Genomic DNA, 15,201 nt, shown 5'->3' with positions numbered 1-15,201 from the left:
AAGGTATGGATAGAGACGGCACGATGGCCATCGGAAATTGCGCCAATCAGCACTGCGCCAGCGTCAAGCCGGCAGTTCACGGCCCGCATGACGACCATGCGGCGTGATGTCGTGATACACGACATGCCGGGCAAGCGCCAACATGGCGCAGGCGCTGCACCATAGCCAAAGACGGGCGGAGTGGAAAGTGTTGATGCATGACAATTTCAGACAGGCCGCGTAGCGATGACACGCGGCCCGGGGGAGAAGCTCAGCGAGAGGCCGGGCTGGGGCGGACCAGATGGAGAATCAGCCTGACGCCCTGAAACACTCCCAGCCCGATGAGGATGCCGGCGAGGTCCGCCAGGGCATCCAGCACCTCAGCGCCGCGATAGGGAATCGCCAGCTGCAGACATTCGATGGCGACGCCCAGCAGCAGCAGGAGCGGCAGGATGATCAAGCTGGTCAAGCCCGCCAGCCGTGTGGTCAGCGCAAGCAACGCGAAGGCGGAGAAATGCTGCAGCTTGTCCCAGGGGAAGGTCTGCTCCGGATGTGGCACGCCCGGGGAGAGCGTGCCGAAAAGGATCAGCAACAGGCACAGCAGCGCCACGAAGGCCCAACCGCGGCGTGGGGTGAGACGCTGCTCGGCCGGCGTCATGCTGGCTGCCCTGCTGCTTGCCACCTTCTACAGGCAGCCACAGGGATGACAGCAGAAAAGACCATGCAGGACTCCCCCATCAGCCGCGGGCGACCGGTGTCGCATTGGCGGCGTCATCCTGATGGTAGGCCGGGCTCAGCTCGTGCAGCGCATCCATCAGGGCATTGACGTTACCCGGGTCGGTGAACTGGCTGATGCCGTGACCGAGGTTGAAGATGTGGCCCGGGCCCTGGCCGTAGCTGTCGAGGATACGCCCGACTTCGGCACGAATGGCGGCTGGCGTGCCGAACAGTGCATTCGGGTCCAGGTTGCCCTGCAGGGCCACACGATGGCCGACACGCTCACGCGCATTGGACATCTCGGTGGTCCAGTCGAGGCCGACGGCATCACAGCCGGTGGCGGCGATGTGCTCGAGCCATTGGCCACCATTCTTGGTGAACAGGATCACTGGCACACGGTTGCCTTCGCTGTCCGGCTTGAGGCCGGCGACGATCTGTTCCATGTAGCGCAGCGAGAACTCGAGATAGGCCGGCGTGGACAGGGTACCGCCCCAGGTATCGAAGATCTGCACCGCCTGTGCACCCGCAGCAATCTGGGCATTCAGGTAGTCGGTAACGGCCTGCGCCAGGGTGTCGAGCAGCTGATGCATGGCTTCCGGATTGGAATACATCAGGCCTTTCACGTGACGGAAGTCCTTGCTGGAACCGCCCTCGACCATATAGGTGGCCAGTGTCCACGGGCTGCCGGAGAAACCGATCAGCGGCACGCGGCCGTTCAGCTCACGACGGATGGTGGACACGGCACGCATGACGTAATCGAGATCACGCTCGACATTCGGCACGCTCAGCGCCGCGATTTCCTCGGCAGTCCGCACTGTCTTGCGGAATTTCGGGCCTTCGCCGGTCTCGAAGTAAAGGCCCAGCCCCATGGCATCCGGGATGGTCAGGATGTCGGAGAACAGGATGGCGGCATCCAGCGGGAAGCGCTCCAGCGGCTGCAGCGTCACCTCGCAGGCACGCGCGGTGTCCATGCACAGGTCCATGAAGCCACCGGCCTGACCACGGACTTCGCGATATTCCGGCAGATAGCGGCCAGCCTGGCGCATCATCCAGACGGGAGTACGGTCGACCGGCTGACGGGCCAGCGCGCGCAGGAAGCGATCATTCTTCAAGGTCATCGGAATCACACATCAGCTCGGGGAATGTCTCGGCATTCTATCAGAGCCTGAGAAAAATCCCGCCCATCGTGGTGATGCAACAAATGCATTGGCAAATCGCCCCACCTTTGTAGTCCCTTTGCTGGCGTCATCCGACCATTGTGGTGGTGGCGGCAACAACGCTTTTCCATACAGAGCGATGAGTCATCGGCCACAGACTGGTAAACTCGCCACATGACTGCATGCTGGCCGCCGGTATCTCGAGCGACTCATCGAGACATTGCCGGACCACCGCATGCCCGCGCTTTTTCAGCCCGGCGATTGTCCGGGCGTTCGAGGTGAACAGTGACCATTCGATTCATCGCCGCCTCGCGGCTACCAACGCCCTGGGCGACCTTCACCATGCACGGTTTCGAGGATGAGACCACCGGCAAGGACCACATCGCCCTGACCCTGGGCGACATCGATGACGGCGCGCCGGTGCTGGGCCGCGTGCATTCCGAGTGCCTGACCGGCGACGCCCTATTCTCGATGCGCTGTGACTGCGGCTATCAGCTGCAGGAAGCGCTCAAACGCATTGCCGCCGAAGGCCGCGGCGTGCTGCTCTATCTGCGTCAGGAAGGCCGCGGTATCGGTCTGCTCAACAAGATTCGCGCCTATGAGCTGCAGGATGGCGGCGCCGATACCGTCGAAGCCAATGAGCGCCTCGGCTTCGGGGCTGACATGCGCCGCTACGATATCTGTGTGCCGATGCTGGAGCATCTCGGCGTCAGCACGCTCAAGCTGATGACCAACAACCCGCGCAAGGTCGATGCCCTGACCCGTGATGGTGTCACCATCAGTGAGCGCCAGCCGATCACCACCGGCCTGAACCCGCACAACGAGCACTACCTCTCGACCAAGGCGGGCAAGCTGGGCCACATGATGGCACTGGATGATTTCACCCAGGCAAGCGACGTCGATATCGAACGCAGCGAGTAGCCGCGCGCAGGGGGAGCCTGGTGGGTTCCCCCTTTCTTTATAGGCAGATTGACCGGCTGGCACAGCGAGCGTGACATGACGACGTCACCCGCCAGAGAGTAGGCTGGAGTCGAACCCGCGCCGGAGACATCGCCATGCGCAAAGACTCAACGGCTGCATCATCACAGCCTTCTTCATCGCAACCTCAGTCATCACAGCCTTCGTCAACACGGCCCGCCTCGACACCTCCTCCGGCATCACCCTCTTCCAGCGCATCGCCCGCCGATGACGCAGATTCACGCGACACCACCGCGACACCTGATCTCTATACCCGGCTGGAGGAATGGCTGCACAGCACCAGCCACGGCATCGGCGCCGTCATGGGCCTCGTCGGCATGATCGTGCTGATCGTGATGGCCAGCCTCGCCGCCGAAGTCGACCCCTGGAAGATCGTCAGCGTCAGCCTCTACGGCCTGACCCTGGTGGTGCTGTATGCGGCCTCGACGCTCTATCACGGTATCCGTCACCCACGCCTGAAATATGCCTTCCAGCTGCTGGATCACTGTGCCATCTATCTACTGATCGCCGGCACCTATACGCCCTTCCTGCTGGTCAATCTTCGCGGCCCGACCGGCTGGACGCTGTTCGCCATCATCTGGTCGCTCGCGCTGGGCGGCATCTTCCTCAAGCTGCGCTGGCCGGAACGCTTCAGCGCCCTGCGCGTGAGCGTCTATCTGCTGATGGGCTGGTTGATCGTGTTCGCCTCGCCAATGCTGGTCGAGAAGCTCTCCGAGACGGGGCTCATCCTGCTGGTCGCCGGCGGCATCACCTATACCCTGGGCGTGATCTTCTTTCTGATGACGCGCCTGCGCTATCACCACGCCATCTGGCACCTGTTCGTGCTTGGTGGCAGTACCTGCCACTTCTTCGCCATCTACACCGCAGTGCTGCCGTATTCCGTATGACGTGATCGGAGCAGCCACGCTGGCCGGCGCTCTTGAGCACACCGGCTTGAAAGCACAGGTTTGAGAACACGGCACTGAGAACAAGGAACTGAGAACACCGGCAAACCACCTCAAAAAAGCGGGAAGGGTCGTCATGACCCTTCCCGCTTTTTTTCGCGATTTTTTTGACGCTTCAGGGCTCGTCTCTCACAGGGCTATTTTCTTGAAGAGCTATCTTCCTGCGGGGCGAAGACCGGCAAGCGATACCGGGTGCCGCGCCCGACACCGTAGCTTTCCAGTACCTGCTTGGCGGTCAGGTCGGCGAGATCACGGGCGGCGGTAGGGTCGGAGGTATCGACCAGGGCACGGTATTCGGCGCGCCCCACGCCCTCTTCGTCGTCTCGCTCCAGCAATGTCAGTACCAGCTCGCGCTGGCGGGCATTCAGCGGCGTACGCGCGTGCTCCAGCCACAGACGCTCGGCGCGCTGGACGCGCTGGTAATGGAAGGCCGTCCGGCGACCGGCGTCGCGCAGGCGCAAAAGCCACCACTCGGCCCAGACATTCATGTCACCGGGCGCTGCATCCTCCACTTCACCATTGAGCGCGCGGTCCAGCTGCGGCGGCAGCTGATGGCCGCTGGCCGAGGTCTGAGGCTTGCCGAGATAACGCTGCTCCAGCTCGCGCAATTCATCCTGATGCTCGAGCACCACCGAGAACAGCGCCTGGCGGCGCCAGCAGAGTTGCTCCAGCGCTTCCGGCTCCCAGCGCTCGGCGACCTTGCCGACAAACTCGCCCTGCTGCTGCAACGCGGCCAGGGCATCGATTCGTGTCAGCCAGCGCATCAGCAGCAAGCGCCCGATCAAGCCATTGCCCAAGGCCAGCGGTGCGAGCGCCTGCCAGTGCGCATGCAGCTGCAGGGCATTCAACACCCCTGAGTTATCCACATCCGGTTCTTCCGTCGCCAGACGCTGCCAGAAGACATCCAGCTCCCGGTCCAAAGCATCGGGGTTCTCCGCCGGGGCGCGATAGCGCAAGCGCTTGAGGCCATAACGACCGCTGACCGCTTCGTAGCGCGCCTCGCGCCATGCACCGAGTGGCTGACCACTGCTGCGCGGCAGGAAAGGCCCCAGACGCCGATGCCACTCGAGCACCTGTTGGCGGGTCAGCGGCTGGAATGCCGTGCGCACGACTTCCAGCGTCACATCCACGAAGACGTCGACACCAGGCGCCGGCCCGCGCGGTGGCTCCTGATGGCCGGACTCCAGCCCCAGCGCCTGATACAGCGCATCACGCAACGCCGCCCGCCCGAGCACCACACCGGACAGCTGGGCACTGGCTTCCATCTCTTCGCTGAGGAGCGTCGCCTCGAGACGCAGGCGTTGTCGGGGATAGAGATTCTGCCCCTGAGCGACCAGCGGCGACATCACCGCCTGGGTCGCCGCCAACTGCCCCATCAAGGGCATGACCTCCAATTGCCCCCGTGGCCAGTCAGGCTGCTGCCAGATCCACATAAGTTGTTATCCCCATAGAGGTTTTCATCAACATCCTATCAAAAAGATCCGCAATAAACCATATCTAGAATCAAACAATGATACGAAAAATAGACACTATGCGATCACCGCTCTCGAATTGATCAATTGCATGTCATAAAAATCTAATAAACCTCTCAACCCCATGATTTTTATCGGATATGTCGGCTGCTCACATCGCATGAGTGCTACCTACGCCCTCATGAAGACCAACATTTGACCATCATGACAAAATAGACCAATTATCGAATCATCAATAGATATGCAAAAGACTCAACAGCGCATCATTCAGTGCCTGATGGCTGAAACCCATCCTCGATCGATGGCCTGCCTCGCGCCGCCCTGGCGCACCGCACCGTTTCGAACTGACCTGTCTCGAACTGACTGCCTCGAGCCGCCCTGAGCCAGCCGTCACCAAACGGCTTGGGGCGCGCCCCCGACGATTGACGCCGCTGAACGCGCAAGGCGACCTCTCAACCTCGTCAGGCGCCCTGCAAGCGTCTCTGAGGCTCAAAAATGCAAAAGGCGCCACCCTGATATCAGGATGGCGCCTCGTGGCGTGTACGCGCTCTCAGAGCGCTCTCATGACTTCATTGCAGGACAGGCAGGACAGATCAGCCCGTCAGCTTGGCCTGTGGCGGCGTTCGACGACGGCTTTCGACATCAGTTATGGCAACAGGGCTCAGTGCTGCTGACGCTCCTCGGCGGCCTGTTGCTCTCGCTGACGGGCCCGCTCGCAGGCCGGACGCGCCCGCACCTCTTCGCCCCACTGCTCAAGCACGGCCGGCAGAGGTTGCCCGGCCATCTGCGCCCAGCTGAGGGTCTGGGCGAGGAAGATATCGGCGACACTGAATTCATCGGCCACCAGCCACCCCTGACCACCGAAGCGGCGCTGGAGTGCCTTGAGAGCACGCTGGAATTCCCATTGGGCTGTCTGCTTGATGGCATCACAGCGCTGGTCCTCCGGCAGCGCGAAGGTGTGCTTGGCCAATGTCCACAGCGGCTGCTCAAGCTCGGTGGTGAGGAAACTGAGCCATTGATCCATCTGTGCCTGTCCAGCCAGCGATTGTGGCAGCAGTCGCCCTTCTCGCGCCGCCAGGTAGCGGCAGATGGCACTGGACTCGAACAGGACCAGCTCACCATCCACCAGGGCTGGCGCCTTGCCATCGGGATGAATGGCCAGGTATTCAGGGCTGTACCCCTCACCGGCCTTCAGATCCAGACCATGAATCCGGTATTCGAGCCCCAGTTCCTCTAGTGTCCAGGCGACCCGCAGCGAGCGGGAATTTGGATAGCTGTATAGAGTCAACATGGTCGGGCGCACTCCGTGGCGTTGCGGTGGTGACTGGCGCAGGTGGCGGCTTTCGCGCCGGCCAGGCCCTGGCTGCTTGGGCAGAGGGCTTGATGGTCATCCAGCATGGGCGGGAAGTCGCGGAGATGCCATGCATCCTTCGCCGTCTCGGCGCAGGCAGTCATGCAACGAAAACGCCTGTGGACAACTCGAACTCTCGAGTCATCCACAGGCGTTTCGGTATGGCATGCCGCCAGGGTCAGCTGGCGAGGCGAGCCTCGATACTGGCGCGGATGCCGGCGGCATCCAGACCGCAATCACGCAGCAGCTCGACCGGCTTGCCATGCTCGACGAAGCCATCCGGCAGCCCCAGCAGCAGCATTGACTGAGCCAGTCCCGCGTTCAGGTAAAGCTCGGCCACGCCGGCTCCCGCGCCACCCGCGATGGCGTTTTCTTCCACCGTCACCACCAGGTCATGCTCCGCGGCGATCTCGAGCAATGCCTCGCGATCCAGCGGCTTGATGGAGCGCAGGTTGAAGTGGGTCGCGTCCAGCGCCTCGGCGACCTCGGCCACCGGCGTATTCATGCTGCCCACGGCGACGATGGCGACACGCACCTCGGGGCTGCCGCTGATACGACGACGGTATTCCCCCTGACCGATGGCCATTGGCGTCAGGTCGGCATCGGTGGCCACCCCCGGCCCGGTACCGCGCGGATAGCGCACCGCGGCCGGCCCGGGATGCGCCAGTGCCGCGCTCAGCATGCCACGGCACTCGGCTTCATCGGCCGGCGCCATCAGCACCAGCTCCGGCACGCAGCGCAGGAAGGACATGTCCAGGCTGCCGTGATGCGTCGGGCCGTCCTCGCCGACCAGACCGGCACGATCGATGGCAAAGGTCACGTCCAGTTTCTGCACCGCGACATCGTGGATCAGCTGATCATAGCCACGCTGCAGGAAGGTGGAATAGATCGCCACCACCGGCTTCATGCCCTCACAGGCCATGCCCGCTGCCACTGTCACCGCGTGCTGCTCCGCGATGGCGACATCGTAGTAGCGATCAGGATATTCCTTCGAGAAGCGCACCAGATCCGAGCCTTCCCGCATGGCCGGCGTGATGCCGATGACGCGCGCATCAGCGCTAGCGGCATCACACAGCCAGTTGCCGAAGACACTGCAGTATTTCTGCGGCTTGGGAGCCGGCGCGTCGGTGACGGCAGGCGCCTGCTCGGCGGCCTGAGGCGCGGCCTTCTCGAGCTTGGTAATGGCGTGATAGCCGATCGGGTCACGCTCCGCCGGCAGGAAGCCCTTGCCCTTGCGCGTCACCACATGCAGGAACTGCGGGCCATCCAGATCACGCATGTTGCGCAACGTCTGCACCAGCGCCGGCAGGTCATGGCCGTCGATGGGGCCGATGTAGTTGAAACCCATCTCCTCGAACAGCGTCGCCGGGCTGATGAAGCCTTTCATGTGCTCTTCGGTACGCTTGGCAAGCTCCAGCGCGCCCGGCAAGGGCGACAGCAGTCGCTTGCCGTTGGCACGCATCTGGGTATACGGCTTGCTGGCCAGAATACGTGCCAGGTAACTTGCCAGGCCGCCGACGTTCTCGGAGATCGACATCTCGTTGTCGTTGAGCACGACCAGCATATTGGCCTTCACATGCCCGGCATGCGCCAGCGCCTCGAACGCCATGCCAGCCGTCAGGGCACCATCGCCGATCACCGCACAGGCACGCCGTGACTCACCCGCCGTGCGGGCGCCGAGCGCCATGCCCAGCGCCGCACTGATCGAGGTGCTGGAATGGCCTACCCCGAAGGTGTCGAACTCGCTCTCGGCACGCTTGGGGAAGGCAGACAGGCCGTTGTACTGGCGCATGCTGTACATGGCTTCACGACGACCGGTCAGAATCTTGTGCGGATAGGCCTGATGACCCACGTCCCACACCAGACGGTCATGGGGCGTTTCCAGCGCATGGTGGAGGGCCACGGTCAGCTCGACCACACCGAGCCCGGCACCGAAGTGCCCGCCGGTACAGCCGACGCTGTACAGCAGGTAGGCGCGCAGTTCGTCAGCCAATTGGCGCAGCTGTGCCGCGCTCATGGCGCGCAGCGCTTGAGGTGTCTCGACCGCATCGAGCAGTGGCGTCGCGGGGCGCGCCTGAGGTATCTCGTCAAACAGCTTCATAGGCGTCAGGAATCAGTGGTCTCGCTCGATCATGTAGCGCGCCAGCACCGCGAGTGGCTCTGCGGCCTCTCCCAACGGTGCCAGGGCATCCAGGGCCTCTTGCAGTAGCTGACCTGCTCGCTCTTGAGCACCTTCGAGTCCAAGCAGCGAGGGATAGGTCGGCTTGTCGCGCGCAGCGTCAGCACCGGCCGTCTTGCCAAGCGTTGCGGTGTCGCCCGTCACGTCCAGAATGTCATCCTGGATCTGGAAGGCCAGGCCGATAGCCGAAGCGTAGCGCTCTAGGGCAGCAAGACGCGAATCCTGCTCGTCGACTGCCACCAATCCGCCCAGACGGACCGCGGCGCGAATCAGCGCGCCGGTCTTGTAGGCATGCATGCGTGACAGCGCCTCTACCTCGCGGAACTGCCCGACCGCTTCGAGATCCAGCGCCTGACCGGCCACCATGCCGCGCCGCCCGGAGGCCTCGGCCAGGGTACGCACCAGGGCAGGGGTGCGTACATGGCCGGTCGTCGCCATCACTTCGAAGGAGAGCGTCAACAGGGCATCGCCCGCGAGAATGGCGGTCGCCTCATCAAAGGCGCGATGCACGGTGGGACGGCCACGCCGCAGGTCGTCATCGTCCATGGCCGGCAGGTCATCGTGGACCAGCGAATAGGCATGCACCAATTCGAGCGCCGCTGCCGCCGCGTCCAGCGCAGCGCTGTCAGCAGCCTCTTCATCGCAACCCAGGGCACGACCCACCGCATACAGCAGCACGGGGCGCAGACGCTTGCCGCCACCCAGCACGCTGTAGCGCATGGCGTCCTCGAGACGCTCACTCACCGCCGCACTGCCGGGAGTCAACAACGCCTCAAGCACGGCCTCACTGCGCGCCTGTCCAGAACGGATCAGCTCGCTGGCCTGCGATGCAGTCGGCGTGACTTGCGCATTCAATCCACCTGACATCACCAGTCCTTCTCCTCGTCCGCTTCACCCGCCATGCTGCCTGCGGCATCGGGCGCCGTAAACGCCGTGGGCGTCAGCGCACCTTCCGGGCCTTCCACCAATGCCTGCAGGCGCAACTCGGCGCTATCGAGCCGCTGCTGCGCCTCGCGCGCCAGGCTCACGCCCTCTTCAAAAGCGCCCAGTGACGCTTCCAGCGACATGTCGCCAGCCTCGAGCCGCGTCACCAACCCTTCAAGACGGGCCAGGGTGGCGGCGAAATCCTGTGGCACTTCCTTTTCGGCCATGGGTGCTCTCGCTCATCCGACCGGGCGGGCCCGGTGTCTCTGTGTGGAGCGCCAGTATAACCCGAAGGGCTTCACGACGCTGCCCACCCCCTGCGCACGGTGGAAGAGTCACATCAAACGGCTGTGCTGTGAATTTTTCATGCCCGGCACGCGGACATTTCATCCGGAGGCCCCGCCGGCTGTGATATTCTTTGCTCCCCTGTTGACAGCACGCCCCGCTGTTTCTCTGGCATTTTCTTGAGGTGTGACACGCCAGCAGGTCATGAAAAAGACCAAACGAACAGAAACGCCGGCATGACCGGCGAGAGGGTTGATCCGACAATGGCCAAGACGTCCCTGGACAAGAGCAAGATCAAGATTCTATTGCTCGAGGGTGTCCACCAATCCGCCGTGGATAGTTTCCTCAACGCGGGTTACACCAATATCGAACTGCTTCAGACCTCGCTGGCCGAGGAAGAACTGATCGAGAAGATCCGCGATGTGCACTTCATCGGCATTCGTTCCCGCACTCAGCTCAACGAGCGCGTGATCTCCGCTGCCGAGAAGCTCACCGCCATCGGCTGCTTCTGTATCGGCACCAACCAGGTCGACCTGGAAGCCGCACTGAAGCGCGGCATCCCCGTGTTCAACGCGCCCTACTCCAACACTCGCTCGGTTGCCGAGCTGGTACTGGCTGAAGCCATCATGCTGATGCGCGGCGTGCCGGAGAAAAGCGCCAAGGCACATCGTGGCCAGTGGATGAAATCCGCCAAGAACAGCCATGAAGTCCGCGGCAAGACGCTGGGCATCGTGGGCTACGGCAGCATCGGTTCCCAGCTGTCCGTGCTCAGCGAATCCCTGGGCCTGGACGTCATCTACTACGATGCCGTCACCAAGCTCGGCATGGGCAATGCCCGTCAGGTGGCAAGCCTGGAAGAGCTGCTGGCGCGCGCTGACATCGTCACCCTGCATGTGCCGGAAATCCCCTCCACCAAGTGGATGATGGGCAAGCAGCAGTTCGCGCTGATGAAGCAGAACAGCGTCTTCATCAATGCGGCACGCGGCACCACCGTCGTCATCGAAGACCTGGCCGAAGCCCTTTCCAGCGGCAAGCTGCTGGGCGCCGCCATCGATGTCTTCCCGGTAGAGCCGAAAGGCAACGGCGAAGAGTTCGTGTCTCCGCTGCGCGAGTTCGACAATGTCATCCTGACGCCGCACGTCGGTGGCTCCACCATGGAAGCCCAGGAGAACATCGGTATCGAAGTCGCCGAGAAGCTGGTGACCTACTCCGACAACGGCACCACCATCGGCTCGGTCAACTTCCCGGAAGTCGCCCTGCCGGCACACCCCGAAAAGCACCGTCTGCTGCATATCCACGACAACGTCCCGGGCGTGCTGTCACACATCAACCAGGTGCTGTCCGAGGAAGGCATCAACATCTCTGGCCAGTACCTGCAGACCAACAACACGGTCGGCTATGTGGTCATCGATGTCGACAAGGCCTATGGCAAGAAAGCGCTCGAAGCGCTCAAGACCGTCGACCATACCCTGCGTATCCGGACTCTCTACTCGGAAGCTGATTTCGAGAACTGAGTCCGCGCTCTGCTTCATGGCCGTGGAGCAGAGGGCAGGCAAATGAAAACGCCGCAGCCAGAAATGGCTGCGGCGTTTTTTTGTTGCGGATTATCAGGCGTATTGCTCGTCGCGTGTCTTGCTTCCCACTCCCCTCCTTTCATGCCTCTGCCATCCCTCAGCCGACTTCCCATACTCTGGCACTGCCGACCAAGACCAAGGGCGTGTTTCACGTGGAACATCTCATGTCCCTATAAAACATACTGTGAATCAGCAAGTTGAGATCGAGCGCCCAGCTGACAGCGCGTTTCTCAGCGCTCCGACAATGGCGTACCAGCGACGGCCCAGTTTTCCGGCTCCACTTCCTGCAGCACCACCCAGACGGACTGCTCACGTACGCCCAGCACGCGAGCCGTCTCGCGCGTCAACGCCTCCACCAGCTCCCGCTTCTGTTCCTGTGTCTTGCCAGTCAGAAATTCCGCACGAATCATCGGCATGGTTGTCTCTCCTTGTTATTCATGTCTCTTTTTCAGCGTGCCTGGCCAGCCTCGACTCGCGATTGCCATAGTCGCCTTATGGCGCTGCTGCCTATGTTCCACGTGAAACATCAACCGGCAGCAATAAGCGCAGCCCGGCGGTGTCACTCTGCGGCATAGGCTGGTAAAGAAATTGGCTGCTTTACGATAAAGCAGCCAATCCTCACCACACACCATCCAAGAATTGCTTTTATATCAGCCTGTTGGCGATCTTGAGCCAAATATCTCAAGCATCATGTTCCACGTGAAACACGGCTTAGGCGTAGCAGGTATCGCCCAGTAGCACCTCTTCAACGCGACCATTCAACAGCATGCCAAGCAGCGGCGTGTTATGGCCGGCACTGACCAGCGTCTCGCTTGAGACACGCCACTCATGCGCCATATCGATTACTGCCAGATCACAGTACTCACCTACTGCCAGCATGCCGCCCTTGAGTCCGAAGCGTCTGGCACTGAACGTCAATGTCTCGATCAGGCGAGGCAGGCTGAGCAGCTCGGCCTTCACGAGCGCCAGCCCCAGCGGCAGCATGGTTTCCAGGCTGGTCATACCGGGCTCGGACACTGCAAAGGGCGCGCTCTTGGCAGCGGCTTCATGGGGCAGATGATCACTGACGATGGCGTCGATGGTGCCATCGACCACACCGGCCCGCAGTGCATCCCGGTCTGCCGCGCTGCGCAGTGGCGGCTCCAGATGGAAGTTGGCATTGAAGCCTTCCAGTTGCTCATCGGTCCAGTGCAATTGCGCCATCGACACATCCGCGCTGATATCCAGCCCTCTGGCCTTGGCATCACGTACCAGCTCCACGGCTCGTGCACTGGAGAGCAGTGACACATGCGCCCGCACGCCGGTCTGCTCGATCAACAGCAGCCACTGGGTCAGAGCGACCGTCTCGGCGGATTCCGGAATGCCAGCCAGCCCGAGACGTGAGGCAATGGCACCCTCATGGGCGCAGCCCTGCCCGGCCAAGGCGGCCTCCTGGGCCTGGAACACGACGGTGATATCAAAGGTCCGCGCGTATTCCAGACAACGCCGCAGTACACCGAGATCGCGTATCGGCTGGCGAAGGTTGGTCAGTGCCACACAGCCTGCGGATTTGAGCGCGGCCATATTGGCAAGCAGCTCACCTTCCAGCCCCTGCGTCAGTGCCCCCAAGGGTGCAAGACGCACCCCCGCCACATCACGCGCGCGGTCCAGCAGAGTACGAATATGCGAGGCGCTGTCGAGCACCGGGCTGGTATCGGGGCGCGGCAGGATGGTCGCGTAGCCACCCGCCAGTGCGGCAGCCGACTCACTGACCAGGCTGCCCTTGTAGCGCGGGCCCGGGTCGCGCAGGTGTGCGCCAAGATCGATGAAGGCCGGCGTGACCAGCTTGCCCGCCAGGTCATCGCGCTGCTCAGCACTGAAATCCGCCGGCGCTTCGCCGATCGCGATCAGACGGCCACCGTCCAGATGGAGGTCGTACTGGCCATCGCGGCCGTTGGTCGGGTCGATCACCCGTGCATTGATCAGGCTGCGTTTCATGCGCCAGCTCCTCGTGAACGTTCACCCCTGCGCTCGGCGCGCGCCTTCATCTGTCCGGAGACCGCCATCGACAGCACCGCCATACGCACCGCGATACCGTTGGTGACCTGATCGAGTATCAGCGAGCGCGGGCCATCCGCGACGGCGGATTCGATCTCGACACCCCGGTTGATCGGCCCCGGATGCATCACCACGGCGTCAGGGTGCGCGTGTGCCAGGCTTTCGCGGGTCAGGCCATAGCGGCGGTAGTATTCCGATTCCGAGGGCAGCAGCGCGCCATCCATGCGCTCCTTCTGCAGGCGCAGCATGATGACGACATCAACATCCTTCAGCCCTGCTGCCAGCTCAGTGAAGACCTGACAGCCCAGCGTCTCGACCCCGATGGGCAGCAGCGTCTGCGGCGCGACCACCCGCACCTCCGCTGCGCCCAGCGTATTGAGCGCCTGAATCTGCGAGCGAGCGACGCGTGAATGCAGGATGTCACCGACGATCGCGACGCGCAGATGGGCGAACTCGCCCTTGTGGCGGCGAATGGTCAGCATGTCGAGCATCGCCTGGGTCGGGTGCGCGTGACGACCGTCGCCGGCATTGATGATCGCCACATGCGGCGTGATCTGGCTGGCGATGAAATGCGCCGCACCGGAGTCGCCATGACGCACCACGAAAGCATCCGCCTGCATGGCCTCGAGATTGACCAGGGTGTCCATCAGCGACTCGCCCTTGGCGGCCGATGAGGTCTTGATGTCCAGATTGAGCACGTCCGCCGACAGACGCTTGGCGGCCAGCTCGAAGGTGGCACGCGTCCGGGTCGAGTTCTCGAAGAACAGGTTGGCCACCGTACGCCCGCGCAGCAACGGCACCTTCTTGACCTCGGCATCGCCGATGCCACGGAAGTGATCGGCGGTGTCGAGAATCTCGGTCAGCACGCTGCGCGGCAGGCCTTCGATATCCAGAAAGTGACGCAGTCTACCCTGCTCATCCAGCTGGACCTGTGCCGGCGAGGCAGCCCGCACGTCCGCGCTGGCCTGCGAGAGATCAAACAGGTTCATGCCGTCACCTCGCCGGTATCGACCAGTGTCAGGCGCGGGTTGTCGGGGCCTTCCAGCTTGATGCGCTTGCCTGGCGCCAGCGCCAGGTTGGCACCCAGGGCATCGGGCTGCACCGGCAGCTCACGCCCCGGCAGCTCTACGAGACAGGCCAGCAGCACGCGGCGCGGACGGCCATAGTCGAACAGCTCATTGAGCGCCGCGCGCACGGTACGTCCGCTCATCAGCACATCGTCCACCAGCAGCAGATCGCGGTTCTCGATATCCGGCAGCTGTGACCCTTGGCCACCATCCGGCAGGCCCTTGTGGCCGAAGTCGTCGCGCCAGAAACCGATATCCAGTGTCGCGAGGGGCTCCTCAAGCCCCAGCCGCTTTCGCAGTGCCTGGGCGACCCAGACACCGCCGGTATGAATGCCGACCGGAATCAGACGTTCACGATCGAGTTCACGGCGCTCGAACAGCAATTCGAGCTCTTCGGTCATGGCCTCGAGCAATGCCTCGACCTCTGGCAGCGTTTCATGTTCTTCGTGCATCTCAGACTCTTGCATGGATATCGCTTCCTATCTTCCCTGCCGGATGGCGGCAAACAGACAAAAAAAACCCGCTTCCGGAAAGGAA

General features: G+C 62.7%; 14 protein-coding genes. 3 read left to right on the top strand and 11 right to left on the bottom strand.

All coding sequences use genetic code 11. The features are described 5' to 3' along the window. Nucleotides 1–250: 250 nt before the first annotated feature. Both AC5WNJ_RS00275 and hemE read right to left on the bottom strand, forming a co-directional pair. Nucleotides 251–637, bottom strand: coding sequence for a VanZ family protein (locus AC5WNJ_RS00275; protein WP_495930311.1), 387 nt, complete (start codon nucleotides 635–637; stop codon nucleotides 251–253). 79 nt (nucleotides 638–716) lie between these two features. Continuing rightward, nucleotides 717–1,814: a uroporphyrinogen decarboxylase gene (gene hemE, locus AC5WNJ_RS00270; protein WP_043331592.1), complete on the bottom strand. Its 1,098-nt coding sequence runs from the start codon at nucleotides 1,812–1,814 to the stop codon at nucleotides 717–719. A 324-nt stretch (nucleotides 1,815–2,138) separates the two neighbouring features. On the opposite strand from hemE, the gene ribA reads away from it, so the two are divergent. After that, nucleotides 2,139–2,774: a GTP cyclohydrolase II gene (gene ribA, locus AC5WNJ_RS00265; protein ID WP_043331593.1), complete on the top strand. Its 636-nt coding sequence runs from the start codon at nucleotides 2,139–2,141 to the stop codon at nucleotides 2,772–2,774. Between the two features lie 134 nt (nucleotides 2,775–2,908). Then, nucleotides 2,909–3,718, top strand: a complete 810-nt coding sequence (gene trhA, locus AC5WNJ_RS00260) for a PAQR family membrane homeostasis protein TrhA (RefSeq protein ID WP_176675865.1) — start codon at nucleotides 2,909–2,911, stop codon at nucleotides 3,716–3,718. Nucleotides 3,719–3,912: 194 nt separating this feature from the next. Here trhA and AC5WNJ_RS00255 read toward each other — a convergent pair whose 3' ends face one another. From AC5WNJ_RS00255 to xseB, 5 genes are all read right to left on the bottom strand, one after another. Then, the gene (locus tag AC5WNJ_RS00255) at nucleotides 3,913–5,208 is read right to left on the bottom strand and encodes a DUF4172 domain-containing protein (RefSeq protein ID WP_495930310.1); all 1,296 of its coding nucleotides are present in this window, start codon (nucleotides 5,206–5,208) and stop codon (nucleotides 3,913–3,915) included. Nucleotides 5,209–5,908: 700 nt separating this feature from the next. Then, complete coding sequence (locus AC5WNJ_RS00250) at nucleotides 5,909–6,538, bottom strand: glutathione S-transferase family protein (RefSeq protein ID WP_285460669.1); 630 nt, start codon at nucleotides 6,536–6,538, stop codon at nucleotides 5,909–5,911. A gap of 238 nt (nucleotides 6,539–6,776) precedes the next feature. Beyond that, on the bottom strand, nucleotides 6,777–8,699 hold the full coding sequence (dxs, locus tag AC5WNJ_RS00245) for a 1-deoxy-D-xylulose-5-phosphate synthase (protein WP_176675862.1): 1,923 nt from the start codon (nucleotides 8,697–8,699) through the stop codon (nucleotides 6,777–6,779). A gap of 12 nt (nucleotides 8,700–8,711) precedes the next feature. After that, a complete protein-coding gene (locus AC5WNJ_RS00240) occupies nucleotides 8,712–9,644 on the bottom strand; it encodes a polyprenyl synthetase family protein (protein WP_495930309.1) in 933 nt (310 codons plus the stop codon). Beyond that, nucleotides 9,644–9,928: an exodeoxyribonuclease VII small subunit gene (gene xseB, locus AC5WNJ_RS00235; RefSeq protein ID WP_043331600.1), complete on the bottom strand. Its 285-nt coding sequence runs from the start codon at nucleotides 9,926–9,928 to the stop codon at nucleotides 9,644–9,646. The genes AC5WNJ_RS00240 and xseB overlap by 1 nt, the downstream gene beginning before the upstream one ends. Before the next feature lie 321 nt (nucleotides 9,929–10,249). Between xseB and serA the strand changes: the two genes are divergently transcribed. After that, nucleotides 10,250–11,500: a phosphoglycerate dehydrogenase gene (gene serA / locus AC5WNJ_RS00230; protein ID WP_253063416.1), complete on the top strand. Its 1,251-nt coding sequence runs from the start codon at nucleotides 10,250–10,252 to the stop codon at nucleotides 11,498–11,500. 290 nt (nucleotides 11,501–11,790) lie between these two features. On the opposite strand, the gene AC5WNJ_RS00225 is transcribed toward serA, so the two are convergent. From AC5WNJ_RS00225 to pyrR, 4 genes are all read right to left on the bottom strand, one after another. Beyond that, nucleotides 11,791–11,976 carry a tautomerase family protein gene (locus AC5WNJ_RS00225; protein ID WP_043331603.1) on the bottom strand — a complete coding sequence of 62 codons (186 nt, stop codon included), beginning with the start codon at nucleotides 11,974–11,976 and terminating at the stop codon, nucleotides 11,791–11,793. Between the two features lie 295 nt (nucleotides 11,977–12,271). Further along, nucleotides 12,272–13,537, bottom strand: a complete 1,266-nt coding sequence (locus AC5WNJ_RS00220) for a dihydroorotase (protein ID WP_495930308.1) — start codon at nucleotides 13,535–13,537, stop codon at nucleotides 12,272–12,274. Then, entirely contained in the window at nucleotides 13,534–14,586 is a 1,053-nt protein-coding gene (locus AC5WNJ_RS00215) for an aspartate carbamoyltransferase catalytic subunit (protein WP_176675858.1), read from the bottom strand. The genes AC5WNJ_RS00220 and AC5WNJ_RS00215 overlap by 4 nt, the downstream gene beginning before the upstream one ends. Next, complete coding sequence (gene pyrR, locus AC5WNJ_RS00210) at nucleotides 14,583–15,131, bottom strand: bifunctional pyr operon transcriptional regulator/uracil phosphoribosyltransferase PyrR (protein WP_495930307.1); 549 nt, start codon at nucleotides 15,129–15,131, stop codon at nucleotides 14,583–14,585. Before pyrR ends, AC5WNJ_RS00215 begins: the two co-directional genes overlap by 4 nt. Nucleotides 15,132–15,201 lie beyond the last annotated feature (70 nt).

Source organism: Cobetia sp. PDI-23MA (assembly GCF_059507735.1).
Note: the sequence above shows the minus strand (reverse complement) of the source record. Positions and strands in the feature narration are given on the sequence as shown.

Bases quoted from the DNA above. Each gene is read 5' to 3' on its own strand.
- AC5WNJ_RS00220 (WP_495930308.1), bottom strand. From the start codon at position 13,537: ATGAAACGCAGCCTGATCAATGCACGGGTGATCGACCCGACCAACGGC.
- xseB (WP_043331600.1), bottom strand. From the start codon at position 9,928: ATGGCCGAAAAGGAAGTGCCACAGGATTTCGCCGCCACCCTGGCCCGT.
- AC5WNJ_RS00215 (WP_176675858.1), bottom strand. From the start codon at position 14,586: ATGAACCTGTTTGATCTCTCGCAGGCCAGCGCGGACGTGCGGGCTGCC.
- dxs (WP_176675862.1), bottom strand. From the start codon at position 8,699: ATGAAGCTGTTTGACGAGATACCTCAGGCGCGCCCCGCGACGCCACTG.
- hemE (WP_043331592.1), bottom strand. From the start codon at position 1,814: ATGACCTTGAAGAATGATCGCTTCCTGCGCGCGCTGGCCCGTCAGCCG.
- serA (WP_253063416.1), top strand. From the start codon at position 10,250: ATGGCCAAGACGTCCCTGGACAAGAGCAAGATCAAGATTCTATTGCTC.
- AC5WNJ_RS00225 (WP_043331603.1), bottom strand. From the start codon at position 11,976: ATGCCGATGATTCGTGCGGAATTTCTGACTGGCAAGACACAGGAACAG.
- AC5WNJ_RS00250 (WP_285460669.1), bottom strand. From the start codon at position 6,538: ATGTTGACTCTATACAGCTATCCAAATTCCCGCTCGCTGCGGGTCGCC.
- trhA (WP_176675865.1), top strand. From the start codon at position 2,909: ATGCGCAAAGACTCAACGGCTGCATCATCACAGCCTTCTTCATCGCAA.
- pyrR (WP_495930307.1), bottom strand. From the start codon at position 15,131: ATGCAAGAGTCTGAGATGCACGAAGAACATGAAACGCTGCCAGAGGTC.
- AC5WNJ_RS00275 (WP_495930311.1), bottom strand. From the start codon at position 637: ATGACGCCGGCCGAGCAGCGTCTCACCCCACGCCGCGGTTGGGCCTTC.
- AC5WNJ_RS00240 (WP_495930309.1), bottom strand. From the start codon at position 9,644: ATGTCAGGTGGATTGAATGCGCAAGTCACGCCGACTGCATCGCAGGCC.
- AC5WNJ_RS00255 (WP_495930310.1), bottom strand. From the start codon at position 5,208: ATGTGGATCTGGCAGCAGCCTGACTGGCCACGGGGGCAATTGGAGGTC.